Here is a 1,020-nt window from a genome sequence, read left to right as displayed (position 1 = left end):
CGCTCCTGCGGGCCGCCCACGCCCACTTCTCGGCCGTCCACCGCGCCCTGCCCGGCGAGTACGCGGCGAAGCTGGCCCTCGCCTACTGCGCGGAACAAGCGGGCCCCGGGGCCGGCCCGTCCGCCTACGAACTGTTCCGCGCGGTCCACGCCCGCAACCCGTCCCACGTCGGCGCCGCCCTCGGCCTCGCCCGGCTCGCCCTCGCCCGCGGCGACCGGGCCGCCGCCGTCCGGGTCCTGGACCTGGTCCCCGACGAATCCCGCGACCACACCGTGGCCCGGGTCGCCGCCCTGCGCATCCGGGCCGCCCGGCTGGCCTCGGGGGACCACCCGCTCCCCGGCGAACCGGAGATCGACGCGGCGCTCAAGGCGATCGCCGCCCCCGTCGTCGCCGGGGACGAGGCGGCCTGGCTGCTGCGCACGGAACTGTACGAGTGGAAGCTCGACGCGGTCCGCACGACCGCCGGCCCCCCTCCGCCGCCCCGGACCTGGCTCCGCAGGGGCCTCCCGCCCCCACCCGTCCCCGGCGAACGGGAGGTCCGCGCGGAACTGGAGCAGTGCTACCGCTGGCTGGCCCGGCAGCGCCAGAAGCCGGAGGACCACGAACGGCTCATCGACCTCTCGCACGCGGTGCGCCCGCAGACACGGTTCTGACGGGGCGTCCGCGGACCGCCACGACCCGCCCCGCCCGCCCTCATGCCGTACCTCCCTGGAGAACCGTTCATGGCCGCTCCCGACCCGTCGCCGACCGGGCTCCGCTTCGCCGTGTCCGTCGACGTCCGGCGCGACCAACAGCCGCACCACGAGACCCGGATCGACGCCCATGTGCGCGTCAAGGCCACCGGCACCGGCCCCCGGGACCAGCGGCCCGCCGGTGAACTCGCCGTCGTCCTCGCCCTGGACGTCGCCCCGGCGCGCCGGAGGGACGCCGCCGCAGCGCTCGCCGCCGCCCTGCGCGCCCTGCCCGACGGGCTGTCGTTCGCCGTGCTCGGGGGCGCCCGGGACGACGGGCCCGGCCGCT

General features: G+C 78.1%; 1 protein-coding gene and 1 pseudogene. Both read left to right on the top strand.

Annotated features, from left to right (window positions below; all coding sequences use genetic code 11):
- On the top strand, positions 1 to 653 hold a 653-nt coding region (locus G3I41_RS26335; protein WP_164402859.1), incomplete at its 5' end, for a tetratricopeptide repeat protein.
- Positions 654 to 722: 69 nt separating this feature from the next.
- Positions 723 to 1,020: pseudogene (locus G3I41_RS26330) on the top strand (hypothetical protein); the annotation flags it as partial.

This window comes from Streptomyces sp. SID9727 (genome assembly GCF_010550605.1).
Taxonomy (GTDB): domain Bacteria; phylum Actinomycetota; class Actinomycetes; order Streptomycetales; family Streptomycetaceae; genus Streptomyces.
The sequence above is the reverse complement of the archived record's forward strand: the minus strand, read 5'-3'. Positions and strand labels throughout refer to the sequence as shown.